Here is a 17,105-nt window from a genome sequence, read left to right as displayed (position 1 = left end):
ATGACGGCTTGGATATACGTGGCGATTGGCGTGATGCTGGCTCTCATCCTGGTGTTGGTCGTGAAGCGGGTCATGGGGTTCACCGCGCAGAAACCCGAGGATTATGAGGACGGCACGCCGGATTTCGACATCCGCAAGCATCTCAATGGGCCGATCCTTTGCGAGGGCGTGATTTATGGCCCGACGGGGCGCGTCAGCAGCCGCTTTGTGGCGGATTTCGACTGTGCCTGGGAGGGCGACACCGGCTCGATGAAAGAGCATTTCGTCTATGACGATGGCAGCACGCAGCGGCGCGAATGGCATCTGCACCTGAGTGACAGCGGGGCGATCAAGGCCACGGCGGAAGATGTGATCGGCGAAGGGTCGGGGCGACAGACCGGCCCGACGGTCTCGCTTAACTACCGTATCCGGCTGCCGGAAGGGTCTGGTGGGCATGTGCTCGACACCGTGGACTGGATGTATTTGACACCCAACGGCACGATCATGAACCGCTCACAGTTCCGCAAGTTCGGGATCAAGGTGGCCGAACTGGTGGCGACCATGCGCCCCAAGAGCTCCGCATGAGGGACTGGACGGGCAAACGCTATTGGCTGGTGGGCGCGGGGGACGGGCTGGGCGCGGCGCTGGCCAAGCGGCTGAGTGTCGCGGGCGCGCATGTGATCGTCTCGGCGCGGTCGGAAGACAAGCTGCAGGCGCTGGTGGCGGAGCTGCCCACCGAGGGCAGTTATCAGACCGTGGATGTGGCCGATGACGACAGCGTGACGCAGGCTGCCGGGGCGGTTGGTGTGGTCGATGGCGTGGTGTTTCTCGCCGGGGTTTACTGGCCCTTTGGGGCGCAGGAGTGGAACGCCAAGCAGGCGACAGCCATGGCAGATATCAACTTCACCGGATTGGTGCGCGTGATGGGGGCGGTTGTGCCGGGCATGGTGCTGCGCGATGCCGGGCACATCGTGATCACAGGTTCGCTGAGCGGGTTTCGGGGGCTGCCGGGCTCGATTGGTTATACGGCCTCGAAGGCGGGGACGATGTCGCTGGCGGAATGCATGTACGCCGATCTGCGGCAGACCGGGGTCGAGGTGCAGGTGGCGAACCCTGGGTTCATCAAGACGCAGCTCACTGACAAGAACGATTTCAAGATGCCGTTTCTCATGACGCCGGAGGAGGCGGCGGAGCATATGTTCCGGCACATGAGTGGAACCAAGTTCAAGCTGAGCTTCCCGCGGCTCTTTTCGCTGGTGTTTCGGGGCAGCCAGCTGCTGCCAGACTGGCTCTATTTTCGGATTTTCTCCTGAGCGGCCGGCTGCGGGATCCGCCTCCGGCGGGAGTATTTCCTGAAGGGTGAAGGCGGTTTCTAGAGCCGGGCGAGGTGATCGCGGAATGTTTGGGCGGCACCGGTCCAGACGGGTGCGTCTGGATCACCGAGCGTTTTGAGAGCGGGGAGAAGTTGTTCGGCGTAATCCTCGCTGCTTTCGAGGGGCAGCAATGACGGCAGGTTGTCGATGGCGGTGACGTCGAGCGGCGGGGTGTCGTGCACGCGCAGGGCGGGGGCGTCCCATGTGGTGGCACGGTCGTAGACCTTGATCGGGGAGAAATCGCTGTCGGGGTCACAGGCGATGTCGCCGATCACGCTGAGCTTGCGCGGGCGGGTGGTCGCATCGGCCGGGACGAAGACCGGCGTGCCGGGGCGCGCGAGAATGCAGTTGAAGAAGAGGTCGTGCTGGAGCACTTCCGGGAAGGGGCCGCCCGAGGCGGTTTCGGCCATGTCCCATTTGGTGGTCGCGACGCCCATCGCGGTGCAGAGATCGGCCGCTCCCGTGCCGACCCTGCCCAGAGCGCCGATGATCAGCGCGGTGGGGCGGTGGCTTCCGGTCCCGACGAGCTCGGCCTGCAGCTCTGACAGCAGATGGGTGGAGCTGTTGTAGGCGCCGATGGGTCCTTGGGGGGTGCCGCGTTGCTGCGCGGCCCAGCACTTCAGTGCAACCGCCGCACCCGCGTAGCCTGCCCAGTAGCCGAAGGCGGCGACGCGGCGGCCCGTGTCGTCGGTGAGATATTCGAGATCCAGCAGCGTACCGCCACCCGCCTTGAAGCGCTGCAAGAGACGCAGGCCCGCGGGCTGGCCTTTGAAGGCGTGGCCGAACATGATGTGGCGGTGCGGCAGGGGCGTGCCATCGTCGGGCAGTTCTTTCAGGCCGAAGATGATCGCGTCACGCGGGGCCTCGGGCCAGCTGTGGCTCGGGACCATGGTGCAGCCCGCGTCGGCGTAGGCGCTGTCGGGGATGACACGGGTGGGGGAAGCTTCGACGCTGACACGCATGCCTGCGGCGATCAGCGCGGCGGCGCCTTTTGGCGTGAGGCCGACCCGGGTTTCATTGTCGCGCTGTTCGGCCCGGACCCAGAGGTGGGTCATCAGAGCATGCCCTTCGCCTTGACCGCCTGCACGGAGGGCCGCGCAGTCATCCGGTCGAGATAGGTGGAAATCTCGGGGAAGTCGGCGAGCGCGACTTCGTCACGTTCGAGCCAGCTGCAGAGCATGTAGGAATAGGGGTCAGCGATGGAGAACCGCTCGCCCAGCACATAGTCGCCCTCGAGGCAATCGGTGGTGAAGTAGCGTGCGTTCTCGGCCATGTTCTCGGGGGTTTTCGCGATCATGTCATCGAAACTTGATTGCTTTGTCGCCCAGCGGTCGCCGCGGCGCATATGGGCGTGGTTCACATGCATGGTCGAGGCGAGGAAGTACATGACGCTGCGCATCTGGGCCGCACGCTCGGGGTCCTGCGGGACCAGATCGGCGCCCGGTGCGAGGGCGGCGATGTAATCGAGCAGGGCGCCGGTTTCGGTGAGCACCGTGCCGCTGTCGGTCTCCAGAACGGGCACGCGGCCTTTGGGGTTCAGCGCGAGATAGGTGTCGCCCTTCTGCTCGCCCGAGCTGAAATCGACCGGGACCGGCTCATAGGGCAGCCCCGCCTCTTCGAGCGTGATGGCGACGGCGATGGAGATCGTGCGGGGGGCGTAGTGCAGGCGCATGGGCGGGTCCTTTACACGTGGGTCTGGGCGTAGTGGCGATCCGGATCTTCGAGGTGCGGGATGGCGTTGAACATCGTCGGCGACAGCGTGCCGCCGATGGGGAAGAGCCGGTGTTGTGAGGTGTTGTAGATCGCCAGAGCCATCTGCGCCATGGCGGTGATGTCGAGGCGCAGCACCTGCCGCATGGCCATGGAGATGAGCCCGCCGGAGGTGACCACAAGGGCCGGGCCGTCGCCCTCGGCAATCTCGGTCAGCGCGGCGCGGACCCGGGCCTCGAACTCGGCAAAGCGTTCGGGTGCACCGTCGATCTTGTCGTCCTGCCAGTACTGGAAGACCAGCGGCAGGTGGGTGGTGAAGCTGGCGTTGTCCGTGGGAAAAGGAATGGCGTGCTCGCGTTCCAGCGCGCGGGCGAGGGTGAGGTACTCAAGCTCGTTCAGGCGCGCGTCGCGTATGGGCTCGAGCCCGGTCTCCATCGAGGCGGCGGTTTCGACATGGCGTTTCAGCGTGCCCGTGTAAAGCCGGGCGTGGTGCTGGCCGCGCTCGCGCAGATGGGCGCCGAGCCAGGCGGATTGCTGGTGGCCCAGGGTGCTGAGCTTGTCGTAGCTCGCCTCGTCCTGCGCACCGGAATTGGCCTGGCCGTGGCGTATGAGGGTGATGTGGGACATTTGCTCTTCTTAGGCGAGCGGCGGCGCGGTGGAAAGGGTGGACCCTGCGGGGCGAGTATTTTCGGAAGGGTGAAGGAACGGCTGTTCTCTATCGGAAACGTGGGTGGCGTGAATCCGGTGCGAGGTGTCGGGATTGGGGCTACGGGCCGGGTCGTGTTATCGGTATAGTTGGGCGGAGTTCTTCCGGGAGAGTGGTGCGATGCGCGAGACGATCACCTTTACGCTGGACGGTCAGCAGGTTGAGGCCGAGGCGGGTCTGACCATTTGGGAGGTTGCCAATGGCCGTGGTCTGGTGATCCCGCATCTGTGTCACAAGCCTGCGCCCGGGTATCGGCCCGATGGGAATTGCCGCGCCTGTATGGTGGAGATTGAGGGGGAGCGCACGCTGGCGGCCTCCTGCATTCGGGAGCCCTCTGAGGGGATGGTGGTGACGACAAATTCGGCCCGCGCCGAGGGGGCGCGGAAGATGGTCGTTGAGATGCTGCTGGCTGATCAGCCGGAGCAGGAAGTGGCGCATGACAAGTCCAGCCATCTGTGGGAGATGGCGGAGCTGAATGGCGTCTCCGAGAGCCGGTTTCCGAAGCTGGAAGAGGGGCGCATTCCGCTGCTCGATGACAGTCATGTGGCGATGTCGGTGAACCTGGATGCCTGCATTCAATGTGGGCTCTGTGTGCGGGCCTGCCGCGAGGTGCAGGTCAATGACGTGATCGGCATGGCGGGGCGCGGGCATGACAGCTATCCGACCTTTGATATGGCCGACCCGATGGGCGAGAGCACCTGTGTGGCCTGCGGGGAATGCGTGCAGGCCTGCCCGACGGGGGCGCTGATGCCGTCGACCGTGGTGGATGAAAATCAGGTGGGCGACAGCGCGGATTTCGACAAGGAAGTTGAAAGCATCTGTCCGTTCTGTGGCGTGGGTTGTCAGGTTTCGCTCAAGGTGAAGGATAACAAGGTCAAATACGTCGAGGGGATCAACGGCCCGGCGAATGAGGGGCGGCTCTGTGTGAAGGGGCGGTTCGGGTTTGACTACATTCACCACGATCATCGCCTGACCAAACCGCTTATCCGGCGCGAGGATGCGCCCGCCAAGGGTCTGAACGTGGACCCTGGCAATTGGCAGACCCATTTCCGCGAGGCCTCCTGGGAGGAGGCGCTGGATTTTGCAGCCGCGGGCATGAAGGGCCGTGGGCGTGAGATCGCGGGGTTTGGCTCCGCCAAGTGCACCAATGAGGAAGCGTATCTGTTTCAAAAGCTGATCCGGCAGGGGTTTGGTCACAATAATGTGGATCACTGCACGCGGCTCTGCCATGCATCCTCGGTGGCGGCACTGATGGAGAATGTGGGCTCGGGCGCTGTGACTGCGACCTTCAATGAGATCGAGAACGCGGATGTGGCGATTGCCATTGGCTGCAACCCGATCGAGAACCACCCCGTTGCCGCGACCTTCTTCAAGCAGTTCACCAAGCGTGGTGGCAAGCTGATCGTGATGGACCCGCGCGGGCAGGCGCTGAAGCGGTTTGCATCGCATATGCTGCAGTTCCGGCCCGGTGCGGATGTGTCGATGCTGAATGCGATCATGCACACGATTGTGGAGGAGGGCCTCTACGACCAGCAGTACATCGACGCCTACACCGAGAACTGGGAGGCGGAGAAGGCGCATCTGGCGGACTTCTCGCCCGAGGCGATGGCGCCGATTTGCGGCATTGAACCCGAGGTGCTGCGCGATGTGGCGCGGACCTTTGCGGGCGCCAAGGCCGCGATGATCTTCTGGGGCATGGGCGTCAGCCAGCACATCCACGGCACGGATAACTCGCGCTGCCTGATCTCGCTTGCGCTGATGACCGGGCAGGTTGGGCGGCCCGGCTCGGGCCTGCACCCGCTGCGGGGGCAGAACAACGTGCAGGGGGCCTCGGATGCGGGGCTGATCCCGATGTTCCTGCCGGACTACCAGCCGGTGACCGACGATGGCGTGCGTTCGGCTTTCACCAAGGTTTGGGGGACTGCGGATTTCTCGAATGAACGGGGGCTGACCGTGACCGAGATCATGGATGCGGTGCACGCGGATAAGATCAAGGGGATGTATATCCTCGGCGAGAACCCGGCCATGTCCGACCCGGATGTTGAACATGCGCGCTCCGCGCTGGCCAAGCTCGACCATCTGGTGGTGCAGGACATCTTCCTGACCGAGACGGCGAATTACGCGGATGTGATCCTGCCTGCCTCGGCCTTTGCGGAGAAGACCGGCACGGTGACCAACACCAACCGCCAGGTGCAGATGGGGCGGCCTGCAGTCTCGCCACCCGGAGAGGCGCGCGAGGACTGGTGGATCGAGGTGGAACTGGCGAAGCGGCTGGGACTGCCGTGGAGCTATGAGAGCCCTGCGGATGTCTTTGCCGAGATGAAGCAGAACATGCGCAGCCTCGACAATATCACCTGGGACCGTCTCGTGGGCGAGAACGCAGTGACCTACCCGTCGCTCAGCCCGCAAGATCCCGGGCAGGCGATTGTGTTTGGCGAGGGTTTCCCGCGCCCGGAGGGACGTGCGCGCTTTACGCCCGCCAGCGTGATTGCGCCGGATGACGTGCCGGATGACGAGTATCCGATGATCCTGACCACGGGCCGACAGCTGGAGCACTGGCACACTGGGTCCATGACACGGCGGTCGGCGGTGCTCGATGGGCTGGAGCCCGAGGCGAATTGCTCGCTGCACCCATCGACCTTGCGCAAGCTGGGTGTGGCGCCGGGTGAGCACGTGGTTCTGACGACGAAACGCGGCAGCATCCAGATCATGGCGCGGGAGGATCGCGCGGTGTCGCCCGATATGGTCTTTGTGCCCTTTGCCTATGTGGAGGCGGCGGCGAACATCCTGACCAACCCGGCGATTGACCCCTTCGGCAAGATCCCGGAGTTCAAATTCTCAGCCGTGCGCGTGGAGAAAGCCGAAGGCGCCGTCGCGGCGGAATAGTGCTAGAACCAGCCGATAATCCGGCTGGTCTCGAAATACAGTGGTTACCCACGGCCTTGCCCCCAACAATTTGCGGTTTCCCATAGAGACGGGCATGGACTCGTTTTGTTCTTGGGGATAAAAAGAAACCGCAGGGTGTGCGACCACCCTGCGGCAACGTAGTCCGCCGTTGGATGGCGGATGATTGTGAATTCACATTGCTCTTGTGGCATTTTGATGAATCACGGTCAAGCGTCATCCAGCGGCTCATTTGAGAAGGAGACCAAAGATGGTCACTTTAAACTGGGTGACAAGGTACAATTCTGGCGGTGACATAGAGCTGCAAAGAGTGGACCTTGATAAGGTATCAAGTGCAGGAGTTTACATGATATGGCATGGTGGTGCCAAAGCCCACGTCGTTCGCGTCGGTCAGGGCGTCATTTCAGACAGGCTGAAAGATCATCGAAAAGACCAATACATCTTAGAGTATTCATCGAAAGGTCTCTTTGCCGTCTGGGCTCAAGTCGACATGCCATCTCGGGACGGAATCGAGCGCTATCTTTCCGAGAAATGGAAACCGTTGGTGGGAAGCAGATTTCCCAATGTACCGCCCATCGTGGTGAACTCTCCTTGGAAGATCGCTGCTTAGCAACAAGGCTGAGAAGGGGCGCGGGTCGCTCCTTCTCTTTGCGGTAGAGTAGCTCTTGGATAGGTCGCTAATCAAGGAGTGTATGCGTGGTTGATCCGGACCGTTTTCTGGCTGATTTGCATGAGTTGCGCAGCTTTGGGGCTGCGGAGGTGGGCAAGGGTGTGGTGCGCCCGGCCTATTCGGACGCCGACATCGCCGCACGGCAGTGGTTGGCCGGGCGCATGGAAGAGGCCGGGCTGCAGGTCGAGGTGGATCCGATGGGGAATGTCTTTGGCCTGGCGGAGGGGACCTCGCTGCTGATGGGCTCGCACAGTGACAGCCAGCCGGAGGGCGGCTGGCTCGACGGCGCGCTTGGCGTGATTGCGGCACTGGAGGTGGCGCGGGCGGCCAAAGCGGCAGGTGGGCCGCCGATTTCGGTGGTGTCATTTCAGGATGAAGAAGGCCGCTTCGGGGTCACCACCGGCTCGACCGTGTGGTCGGGGCTTCTCTCGATGGAGAAGGCCGATACGCTGGTGGATCATGCGGGCGCGACGCTGGCCGAGGCGCGGGCGGCGATGGCTGATATGGTCACAGGTGATGTGGACCCCGCACGGTTTCGCGGGTTCATGGAGATGCATATCGAGCAGGGGCCGACGCTCGACACCACGGGCGAGCAGATCGGCGTGGTGACGGATATCGTGGGCATTCGCGACATGAAAATCACCTTTGAGGGCCAGCAGAACCACGCGGGCACCACTCCGATGCATCTGCGCCGGGATGCGTTCCAGGCGGTTTCGGCGTTCAACACCATTCTGGAGGAGCGACTGCGGAATGTGGTAACCCCACAGACCGTCTGGACGATTGGGCATGTGAGCCTGCACCCGAATGCGTCGTCGATTGTGCCGGGGCGGGCGGTGTTTTCGATGCAGTGGCGCGATGCAGATGGGGATCGTCTGAAGCGGATGGAGGCGATCATCCGCGAGACGGCGCAGGGGGTCGCGGCGCAAAGGGGCATGCAGCTGTCCTACGGACCAATGCTGGGGCTGGAGCCAGTGCATATGGATACGGGCCTGCAGGAGGCCTTGTGCCGCGCCGCCCGGGTGCACGCGCCGGACACCTGGCGCAAGATGCCGTCGGGAGCGTTGCATGACGCCACCAATGTATCGCGGTTGATGCCTGTGGCGATGCTTTTCGTGCCGTCGATTGGCGGGGTGAGCCATACCTTCGAGGAAGACACGGACGAGGCGGATCTGGTGGTCGGCCTCAAGGTGTTGGCGGAGGCTGTGCGTTCACTGACCTAGGGTGGCCTGAAAGCCCACCCTACCTGCCTGTTGCGAGGTCTTACTGCCAGGCAACGTCACCGAGGAAAATGTAGCCTGCGCCATAGATCGTCTTGATCAGCTGGGGGTTCTTCGGGTCTTCGCGCAGCTTGGTGCGCAGGCGGGAGATGCGCACATCCATCGCGCGGTCGAAGCTTTCGCTGGCCGCACCGCCCAAGTGGTCCTGCATCTGCGCCCGGCTGATCAGCCTTTTGGGGTTTTCGAGGAACAGTCGCAGCACCTCGCCTTCCGCGTGGGAGAAGGGGGTCTGCTGCCCGGTGTCGTCTTCCAGCACGTATTGATCGAAGAGCACCTGCCAGCCCGCGAAGCGGGCGGTCTGGCTGGCAGCCGGCGTGGGTTTGGAGGTGCGCAGGCGGGCACGGATGCGGGCGACGACCTCGGCCGGATCAAAGGGTTTGATGATGTAGTCATCAGCCCCAAGCTCGAGCCCGGTGACCTTGTCCTGCACCAGCGCGCGGCCCGAGATGATGATCACGATGGCGCCCTGTTCGAGCGCCAGCTTATGCACCAGCGTCAGCCCGTCCGTGTCGGGCAGTGACAGATCGACAAGGCAGACGTCGGGCTGGTGCTGTGTGAGGGCGGCGGTGAAGGCCTGCGCGCGCCCGAAGCTGAGGGTGCGGAAGCCCGCGTCCTCCAGCGCGTCGGTGAGCATGGTGCGGATCGCCGGTTCATCGTCGAGGATGGTGACAAGGGGCGCGGTCATGACGCGATGGCCTCGGTGGTGGGTTGGCCCAGAACAGCGCTGATGTCTTCCGCGGTGAAAGGTTTTTGCAGGAGCGGCGCGGTCTTCTGGGCGGCCTGGAACAGCGGATCGTCCGGGGGTAGCGAGGTCATCAGCACCACCGGGACGGTGTCCGCAAGCCGGTTTGCGAGGTCGATGCCGGTGGCCTCGCCCGCGAGCTGGATGTCGGAGAGCACCAGCGAAATCTCGGGCAAATCGGCCATCAGGGCGCTGGCCTCATCGGCGCTCACCGCCTCGATCACGGAGTGGTTCAGGCTGGTCAGCATATCGCGGTAGAGCGTGCGCAGATCGTCGCGGTCCTCCACCAGCAGCACGAGCGCCTGCGCGGTTTCCACCGCCGGGCGGTAGGGCAGGCGCAGCACCACACGTGCGCCCGTCTCGCAGTTATCGAGCCGCAGATCACCGCCCGCCAGCTTCGTCATGTCATAGACCATGGGCAGGCCAAGACCCGAACCTTCGGCACCCTTGGTGGTGAAGAACGGGTCGAAGCCGTGGCTGAGCGCGCGCTCGGAGAACCCCGGCCCGGTGTCGGTGACCTGCCATTCGATCCAGGTGTCATGCACGATCCGCAGACCAATGTGGATGCGACCCGAGGCACCGCAGGCATCGCGGGCGTTCAGGATCAGGTTCAACAGGCTGTCGGTGGCCATGCCCGGGTCGAGCATCACGGTGGTGCCGGGCGCAGTGTTGTCGATTTGCAGCGTGATCCCATCAGGCAGCGTGTGATCGGCCAGCGTGCTGAGATTGTCCATCAGCTGGCCGAGATCCGTAGCGCGCGGGCGCAAGGCGCGTTCGGCGGTCATGCCCGCGATGCTGCTGAGCAGGGTGCCGCCCCGACGCGCGGCGGCGAGCGTGCCTTCGGCCATTGCAATCACATCGGGCGCGAGACCCTCCTGGCGCAGGAGCTTGGACTGCAGTCCGAGGATGATTGTCAAAAGGTTGGAGAAATCATGGGTGAGGCCGCTGGTCATCTGCGCAGCGAGCGCGCGGCGGCGGGTCTGTTGCAGGGCGACGCGGGCTTGCATCTCGGCGGTCACATCCATGGATAGGATATAGACGCCGCCCCGCGTGTCCGGTGTGAAGGCGGCCCGGATGCGCCGGGCGCTGGCATTATCGGTGAACTCGAAAACAGAGGGCTGCCCACCGTAGGCGGTGCTCAGATGCGGCGCGATGCGGTCATAGGCCGAGGCGCCGAGCGCGTCGCTGATGTGCATCCTGAAGATATCGGAGGGACGGCCGGGGATCACGGTGCTGAGCTGGCGGTTCGAATAGGTGTAGTGGCCCGTGGCGTCCACATGGGCGATATGCGCTGGCATCATCTCGGTCGTGAGCCGGGTGCGCGCCTCGATCTCCGTGAGCTCGCGCTTGGCCTCCTGAAGAGCGGCGTTCATCGCGGCGAGCGCACGGTTTGTGCTGGAGAGCTCCTCGGCATAGGTGTTGAGCTGGTCGGACAGCTCTTCCGACCGGCTTTGCAACAGCGCCTCTTGCTGTTTGGTGCGGGTGATGTCGGTGTAGACGGTGACCCAGCCACCCTGGGGCAGCGGCGCGCCTTCGACGCTGATGACCCGCCCATTTGACCGGGTGCGCTCCATGTAATGCGGCTCGAAGGCGCGGGCCTGTTCGACCCGCTCGGCGATGAAGGTGTCGATGTCGGCGACATGACCATATTCGCCGCGGTTCACCAGATGGCGGATCGTGTCCTCGAAGGTTGCACCGGGCGTGACCAGCGCATCGGGCAGATCGAACATGCGCTGGAACGGGCCGTTGCAGACCGCCAGTCGCAGATCGGAATCGTAGATCGTGAGCGACTGGCCGATCAGGTTGAGACCCGCGGCGGTCAACTCCTGTGTTCTGGTCTCTGTGAGGGCCAAACCTGCTCCTGTCTCGGGATGCTGCGCCGCGTGATCCTATCACGGAATGACGCGGGGAAAATCCGCATTGTAGCAGTCGGGGTGGGCGAAGGGTCGCTGTAACAATTCGTAAGGATTGAGAAATCATGACGAAAAAGTTGACGCCGAGCCTAAAACGCACATTGTTAACGATACGACCGCGAGAACGCGGCGCTTGTCTCAGAAGGCAAGGTCTGGGAGGACATTAGTTGACTGAACGCCCCAAAGGCGCTGGCGGACCGCAGTCCGTCCCGGCGCTGTTGCATCGCAATGCCACCGAATTTGCGAGCGCGCCTGCGTATCGCGAAAAGGAGTACGGCATCTGGCAGAGCTGGACCTGGGCCGAGACGCGCCACGAGATCGAAGCGCTGGCGCTGGGGATGCTCGACCTGGGCGTGGCCGAGGGCGATTTCGTTGCGATCATCGGGCGCAATCGGCCATCGCTCTATTGGTCGATGGTGGCAGCGCAGATGTGCGGCGCAGTGCCTGTGCCGCTCTACCAGGACGCGGTGGCGGAAGAGATGGCCTATGTGCTGGGCCACTGCGGCGCGCGCTTTGTGATCGCAGGCGATCAGGAGCAGGTCGACAAGGTCATCGAGGTGCAGGCGGAACTGCCGAATTTCGAGCAGATGATCTATCTCGATCCGCGGGGTTTGCGGAAGTACGACCATTCCCGGCTGCACCAGTACAGCCATATTCAGGATGTTGGACGTGCGAAGCGCGATGAGCTGTCGGGCGCGTTGGAGGCGCGGCAGGCGAAGCTGGATTATGACAGCACCTGCGTGATGCTCTATACCTCCGGCACCACGGGCAAGCCCAAGGGCGTAGTGCTGAGCAATCGCAACGTGATCGAGACGTCCAAGTCCTCCTCGGAGTTCGATGATCTGCGGCAGAGCGATGATATTCTGGCCTACCTGCCGATGGCCTGGGTCGGCGATTTCATCTTCTCGGTCGGGCAGGCGATGTGGACGGGGTTCTGCACCAACTGCCCCGAGAGCGCGGACACGATGCATGTGGATTTGCGCGAGATCGGGCCGACCTATTACTTCGCGCCGCCGCGGGTGTTCGAAACCCAGCTGACCAATGTGATGATCCGCATGGAGGATGCGGGGCGCTTCAAGAAGTGGCTGTTTGACGTGTGCATGGCGCAGGCGCGCAAGGTGGGCCCGGCCATTCTGGACGGTCAGCCGGTGAGCCAGTGGGACCGGTTCAAGTATAATCTCGGGGAGCTGTTCATCTACGGGCCCTTGAAGAACACGCTGGGGCTGAGCCGCGTGCGCGTGGGCTATACGGCGGGCGAGGCGATTGGCCCGGAAATCTTTGATTTCTATCGGTCTTTGGGGATCAACCTCAAGCAGCTTTATGGCCAGACGGAGGCCACCGTGTTCATCACCGCGCAGCCCGATGGCGAGGTGCGCAGTGACACGGTGGGCGTTTGCTGCCCCGGCGTCGAGCTGAAGATCGCGGAGAATGGCGAGGTATTCTATCGCTCACCCGGCGTCTTCGTGGAGTATTACAAGAACCCCGAGAGTACCGCCGGGACCAAGGATGCCGAGGGCTGGGTGGCCACGGGGGATGCGGGGTTTGTCGAGGAAGACACCGGGCATCTGCGCATCATCGACCGGGCAAAGGATGTGGGGCAGATGGCGTCAGGCGCGCTCTTTGCGCCGAAGTATGTGGAGAACAAGCTGAAGTTCTTCCCGAATATTCTGGAGGCTGTGGTCTTCGGGAACGGGCGGGACGAATGCACCGCCTTCATCAACATTGATCTCACGGCGGTGGGCAACTGGGCGGAGCGGAACAATATCGGGTACGCCTCCTATCAGGAACTCGCACGGCATCCGCAGGTCATGGATACGATCCAGGGACATGTGGAGGAGGTGAACCGGTCGGTGGCCGAGGATGAGATGCTCTCGGGCTGTCAGGTGCACCGCTTCGTGGTATTGCACAAGGAGCTCGATGCAGACGACGGGGAGCTGACGCGGACGCGCAAGGTGCGGCGGCGGATCATCGAGGAGAAATACGCGGATATCATCGCCGCCCTTTACGATGGCTCGGAGGCCGTGAGCACGGTCACGGAAGTGACGTATGAGGATGGGCGCAAGGGCTCGATTTCTGCCACGCTGGAGGTGCGGTCAGCGGCGGTGCAGGCGGTGGCCCAGAAGATGGCGGCGGAATGATGGGACGACGCTTGGCTGCGCCATCGCCCCGCCCACCCTCCCGCAAGGCGTTTGGGGGGACCGGTGTCTCAGTGGTCGGCCGCGGGGCCGTTGTAGGCGGCGCTGACGGCGCGGCTGATATGAAAGCGGGTGGAAAATCCGCGCAGAGCGGCGTCAATGTCGCGGATCGCTTCGGCGCGGCTGAGGCCGTTGCGTTTGCGCTTGGCGGCCATGGATATCAGGCAGGTGCGTTCCCAATCGTTGTGCATCGGGATGTCTCCTTTTGCTGCTCCTCGCACGACCATAGACCGACAATGGTTAATATATCGCGGACCCGGCGCACGGTGGGGGCAAGACATGCTTGATCAGACCGAAGGGTACACCACCGAGGACGGCCGCAAGATCGGCGGCGTGGTCATGGAGATGCGCAATATTACCCTGCGATTCGGGGGGGTTGAGGCGATCAAGGACATCTCGTTTGACATTCGCGAGGGGGAGATTCGGGCGATCATCGGGCCGAATGGGGCCGGGAAATCCTCGATGCTGAATGTGATCTCGGGGTTCTATGTGCCGCAGGAGGGGCAGGTGTTCTACAAGGGCGCGCCGCGGCCTCCGATGAAGCCCTATCAGGTGGCGCAGCAGGGGATTGCACGGACGTTTCAGAACATCGCGCTCTTCGAGGGGATGTCGGTGCTCGACAACGTGATGACCGGGCGGCTGACGAAGATGAAGACGGGGCTGTTTTCGCAGGCTTTGTGGGTCGGCAAGTCCGAGAGGGAAGAGACGGAGAACCGGGAAGTCGCTGAAAAGATTATTGATTTTCTGGAGATCCAGGCGATCCGCAAGACGCCGGTGTCGCGACTGCCCTATGGGCTGAAGAAGCGCGTGGAGCTGGCGCGGGCGCTGGCGGCGGAGCCGTCGCTTCTGTTGCTCGACGAGCCGATGGCGGGCATGAACGTGGAGGAAAAAGAGGACATGAGCCGCTTTATCCTCGACGTGAATGACGAGTTCGGTACGACCATCGCACTCATCGAGCATGACATGGGCGTGGTCATGGACCTCTCCGACCGGGTGGTCGTGATGGATTACGGCAAGAAGATCGGGGACGGGACGCCGGATGAGGTGCGCGGAAACCAGGCGGTGATCGACGCCTATCTGGGGGTCGCGCATGACTGAATTTGCCCCGTCGGTGGCGCATCGGTTTTGCGTCGGTATCACGTCGGTATTTCTTCGGTGCGTGGCGGTCGGTGTGTTTGGAGTGTGTTTACCGGCGGCTGCGGCTTCTATCGGTCAAGCTGGTGAAGCTGACTGGGACATTTTCACAAAGTACTGCTTGCAGCCCATCGAGAGCGGACGCCCATTCGAGATAGATTTCGAGGATATCACTAAGGATCAAAAAGAAATTGAGGCTGAACTCGGCCAAATGTCGCAAAGTAGCATCCTGATAGTGGGAGGAGACAGAACGTCTCCCGTTCCGACCGAGGAAGAGTTCGCCCAAATTGTTGAAAGAAAGCGCCGAGAGCTGGAACGTCTACAAGAGTACAGGGTAGACGACAATCGGACGATCAGAGTGATCGCCGAGGCAACAGACTATGTAGACCGGTCATGCAGCTTGGATACAAGGCAAGATGTCTTGTGGGATTTCGGCGCAGCCAAGTGGCTCAATCAATGGGCCGAAGTTCCTAAAGAAACAGATCGCTATCGGCTTGCATCTTTGGAGCGGGACGGCATTTTCGTAGTTGGCCACGTTCAAGATTACGCGCATGTAACGATTGTTTTGCAAATCTCGACCGGCTTAAACGATCCCAGCTACACTGCACTCGAAAACTGGAGTGCGAATTGATGCCTGAGTCTCTCGTTTTGGCCTCTCAAGTGTGCTTCAGCGCCAGCTCCGCGCCTGACTTTTGTGCGACCGCAGCATACGGTCACGAACACTCCACTCCTGTTACATTTTTTGAACAAAAGGTTAACCATCGGCGGATTGTTTCCGTGGTACCAAGGCAGAATGGGCAAGAACCCGCTTTGTCTGCCGGCGATCCTGTCCTTCATGCCATGCCGACCCGCTTGGGCCGGTGTCACAGAGCAGACGGACAATGGATACCGTTTGGAGGGTACATATGAGTAATTGGTGGTTAATGGGCGTGATTGCCCTCGGAAGTGTTGTGTTCACAGGCACAGAGGCCGAGGCGGCGCCGCAGTTCTGCGAACAGCCGACCCCGGCGATGCAGGAGACCTGCGACGTCTATCAATCCTATTGCGCAGCTTATCTGGAAGACCCGGCCTCGCTGGATCGTTCGACGCTGCGCGAAATTCCCAGTGGGGCGAAGGCCCGGTTTGCCGCAAGCGAGCTGACGCAGGTCACACTGGGGTATCTGACGACGCCGAACCCGCAGGTCGCGGTGGTCTATGGCGATGACTACCCGTCGTGCGAGTTGCTGATGACGGGCATGCAGTATTCCGATCTGCTGCTCGCCTATCGTGACTGGCGCGAGGGCGAAGGGGCGCAGTTTGCGGCCACGGCCCCGTTCGAGCCGGTCTCGAAGCGGGAAATGCCGCGCGCCTATGCCGCCGTTTTCCTGGCGGCCCCCCGTGAGGACGGGCGGGTGACCGAGATCACCCTGAACTGGAACCTGAGCGAGGCGGGTCTGACCCGGCTCAAAGTCTCGTATCAGCCGGAGCGCGAGCACACGCGGCTTCTGCTGGGGCAAGGAGCAAACTGATGCCGGAACAGCTGGCCTGGACCATCGAGGTGTTCGTGAACGGGCTCATGGCGGGGGTGCTCTATGCGCTCGTCGCTTTGGGTTTTGTTCTGATCTACAAGGCCAGCGGCATCTTCAACTTTGCGCAAGGGGTCATGGCGCTGTTTGCGGCCATGACCCTTTACGGGATCATGAATGGGCAGGTGCCGTTTGCCCATCTGATCAACGCGATTTTCGGCACCGAGATACACTACTTTGGCTGGGAGCTGCCGGCGCTGCTGGCGATTGTCATGACCGTGGGGGTGATGATCCTGCTGGCCTGGATGGTGCAGCGATTCATCTTCCGATACCTCGTGGGGCAGGAGCCGATCATCCTCTTCATGGCGACCATCGGGCTGGCCTATTTCCTGGAAGGGGTGGGCGATTTGATGTGGGGCTCCGACATCAAGACGCTGGATGTGGGGCTGCCGCAGGGGATCAATGTGGCAATCGACGAAGCCACGTTTAACCTCTTCGGCTATGGGTTCTTCATCGACAATCTGGACATCGTGGCGAGCATCGTGGCGATCATTCTGGTCGCAGCGCTTGTGGCTTTTGCACAATACACCAAGCAGGGGCGCGCGATGCGGGCGGTGGCCGATGACCACCAGGCGGCGCTGTCGGTGGGCGTGTCGCTGAATTTCATCTGGATTCTGGTGTGGTCGTTGGCGGGCTTCGTGGCGCTGGTGGCGGGCATCATGTGGGGCGCGAAATCAGGCGTGCAGTTCTCGCTGTCGCTGATTGCGCTGAAGGCCTTGCCGGTGCTGATGCTCGGCGGATTCACCTCGATCCCCGGTGCGATCATCGGCGGGTTGATCATTGGCGTGGGCGAGAAGCTCTTCGAGTTCCTGATCGGGCTGCCCTATCTGGGTGGCGCCACGGAGAACTGGTTTGCCTATATGCTGGCGCTGTTGTTCCTGGTGTTCCGGCCGCAAGGCTTGTTCGGGGAGAAGATCATTGAGCGCGTGTAACGTCT

16 protein-coding genes are annotated in these 17,105 nt (G+C 62.5%); 10 read left to right on the top strand and 6 right to left on the bottom strand.

What is annotated here, in order from left to right:
- A complete protein-coding gene (locus tag ACVC7O_RS19485) occupies window positions 1–564 on the top strand; it encodes a DUF3833 domain-containing protein (RefSeq protein ID WP_458323772.1) in 564 nt (187 codons plus the stop codon).
- Window positions 561–1,292 (top strand): SDR family NAD(P)-dependent oxidoreductase, encoded by a 732-nt coding sequence (locus tag ACVC7O_RS19480; protein ID WP_458323771.1) that lies wholly within the window; start codon window positions 561–563, stop codon window positions 1,290–1,292. Before ACVC7O_RS19485 ends, ACVC7O_RS19480 begins: the two co-directional genes overlap by 4 nt.
- Before the next feature lie 59 nt (window positions 1,293–1,351).
- Here ACVC7O_RS19480 and ACVC7O_RS19475 read toward each other — a convergent pair whose 3' ends face one another.
- The 3 genes from ACVC7O_RS19475 to ACVC7O_RS19465 are packed head-to-tail and all read right to left on the bottom strand — an operon-like array spanning window position 1,352 to window position 3,689.
- Window positions 1,352–2,407 carry a saccharopine dehydrogenase gene (locus ACVC7O_RS19475; protein ID WP_458323770.1) on the bottom strand — a complete coding sequence of 352 codons (1,056 nt, stop codon included), beginning with the start codon at window positions 2,405–2,407 and terminating at the stop codon, window positions 1,352–1,354.
- A complete protein-coding gene (locus ACVC7O_RS19470; RefSeq protein ID WP_458323769.1) occupies window positions 2,407–3,024 on the bottom strand; it encodes a glutathione S-transferase family protein in 618 nt (205 codons plus the stop codon). The genes ACVC7O_RS19475 and ACVC7O_RS19470 overlap by 1 nt, the downstream gene beginning before the upstream one ends.
- Before the next feature lie 11 nt (window positions 3,025–3,035).
- Entirely contained in the window at window positions 3,036–3,689 is a 654-nt protein-coding gene (locus tag ACVC7O_RS19465) for a histidine phosphatase family protein (RefSeq protein ID WP_458323768.1), read from the bottom strand.
- Window positions 3,690–3,888: 199 nt separating this feature from the next.
- Here ACVC7O_RS19465 and fdhF point away from each other — a divergent pair, with 199 nt between their 5' ends.
- The 3 genes from fdhF to ACVC7O_RS19450 all read left to right on the top strand — a co-directional run bounded on the left by fdhF (window position 3,889) and on the right by ACVC7O_RS19450 (window position 8,562).
- Complete coding sequence (gene fdhF / locus ACVC7O_RS19460) at window positions 3,889–6,654, top strand: formate dehydrogenase subunit alpha (protein ID WP_458323767.1); 2,766 nt, start codon at window positions 3,889–3,891, stop codon at window positions 6,652–6,654.
- A 268-nt stretch (window positions 6,655–6,922) separates the two neighbouring features.
- Entirely contained in the window at window positions 6,923–7,282 is a 360-nt protein-coding gene (locus tag ACVC7O_RS19455; RefSeq protein WP_458323766.1) for a hypothetical protein, read from the top strand.
- 86 nt (window positions 7,283–7,368) lie between these two features.
- On the top strand, window positions 7,369–8,562 hold the full coding sequence (locus ACVC7O_RS19450) for a Zn-dependent hydrolase (RefSeq protein WP_458323765.1): 1,194 nt from the start codon (window positions 7,369–7,371) through the stop codon (window positions 8,560–8,562).
- Window positions 8,563–8,602: 40 nt separating this feature from the next.
- Here the strand turns inward: ACVC7O_RS19450 and ACVC7O_RS19445 are convergent, their stop codons facing one another.
- Both ACVC7O_RS19445 and ACVC7O_RS19440 read right to left on the bottom strand, forming a co-directional pair.
- Window positions 8,603–9,304, bottom strand: a complete 702-nt coding sequence (locus tag ACVC7O_RS19445) for a response regulator transcription factor (RefSeq protein ID WP_458323764.1) — start codon at window positions 9,302–9,304, stop codon at window positions 8,603–8,605.
- Window positions 9,301–11,214, bottom strand: coding sequence for a PAS-domain containing protein (locus ACVC7O_RS19440; protein WP_458323763.1), 1,914 nt, complete (start codon window positions 11,212–11,214; stop codon window positions 9,301–9,303). Before ACVC7O_RS19440 ends, ACVC7O_RS19445 begins: the two co-directional genes overlap by 4 nt.
- A gap of 227 nt (window positions 11,215–11,441) precedes the next feature.
- Here ACVC7O_RS19440 and ACVC7O_RS19435 point away from each other — a divergent pair, with 227 nt between their 5' ends.
- Window positions 11,442–13,412 carry an AMP-binding protein gene (locus tag ACVC7O_RS19435; protein WP_458323762.1) on the top strand — a complete coding sequence of 657 codons (1,971 nt, stop codon included), beginning with the start codon at window positions 11,442–11,444 and terminating at the stop codon, window positions 13,410–13,412.
- 68 nt (window positions 13,413–13,480) lie between these two features.
- On the opposite strand, the gene ACVC7O_RS19430 is transcribed toward ACVC7O_RS19435, so the two are convergent.
- The gene (locus tag ACVC7O_RS19430) at window positions 13,481–13,660 is read right to left on the bottom strand and encodes a hypothetical protein (protein ID WP_458323761.1); all 180 of its coding nucleotides are present in this window, start codon (window positions 13,658–13,660) and stop codon (window positions 13,481–13,483) included.
- An 88-nt stretch (window positions 13,661–13,748) separates the two neighbouring features.
- Between ACVC7O_RS19430 and ACVC7O_RS19425 the strand changes: the two genes are divergently transcribed.
- The 4 genes from ACVC7O_RS19425 to ACVC7O_RS19410 all read left to right on the top strand — a co-directional run bounded on the left by ACVC7O_RS19425 (window position 13,749) and on the right by ACVC7O_RS19410 (window position 17,100).
- Window positions 13,749–14,567, top strand: a complete 819-nt coding sequence (locus tag ACVC7O_RS19425; RefSeq protein ID WP_458323760.1) for an ABC transporter ATP-binding protein — start codon at window positions 13,749–13,751, stop codon at window positions 14,565–14,567.
- The gene (locus tag ACVC7O_RS19420; RefSeq protein WP_458323759.1) at window positions 14,560–15,234 is read left to right on the top strand and encodes a hypothetical protein; all 675 of its coding nucleotides are present in this window, start codon (window positions 14,560–14,562) and stop codon (window positions 15,232–15,234) included. Before ACVC7O_RS19425 ends, ACVC7O_RS19420 begins: the two co-directional genes overlap by 8 nt.
- A gap of 274 nt (window positions 15,235–15,508) precedes the next feature.
- Complete coding sequence (locus tag ACVC7O_RS19415; protein WP_458323758.1) at window positions 15,509–16,111, top strand: hypothetical protein; 603 nt, start codon at window positions 15,509–15,511, stop codon at window positions 16,109–16,111.
- Window positions 16,111–17,100 (top strand): branched-chain amino acid ABC transporter permease, encoded by a 990-nt coding sequence (locus ACVC7O_RS19410; RefSeq protein WP_458323757.1) that lies wholly within the window; start codon window positions 16,111–16,113, stop codon window positions 17,098–17,100. The genes ACVC7O_RS19415 and ACVC7O_RS19410 overlap by 1 nt, the downstream gene beginning before the upstream one ends.
- Window positions 17,101–17,105 lie beyond the last annotated feature (5 nt).

Source organism: Roseobacter cerffii (assembly GCF_054226325.1).
The sequence above is the reverse complement of the archived record's forward strand: the minus strand, read 5'-3'. Positions and strand labels throughout refer to the sequence as shown.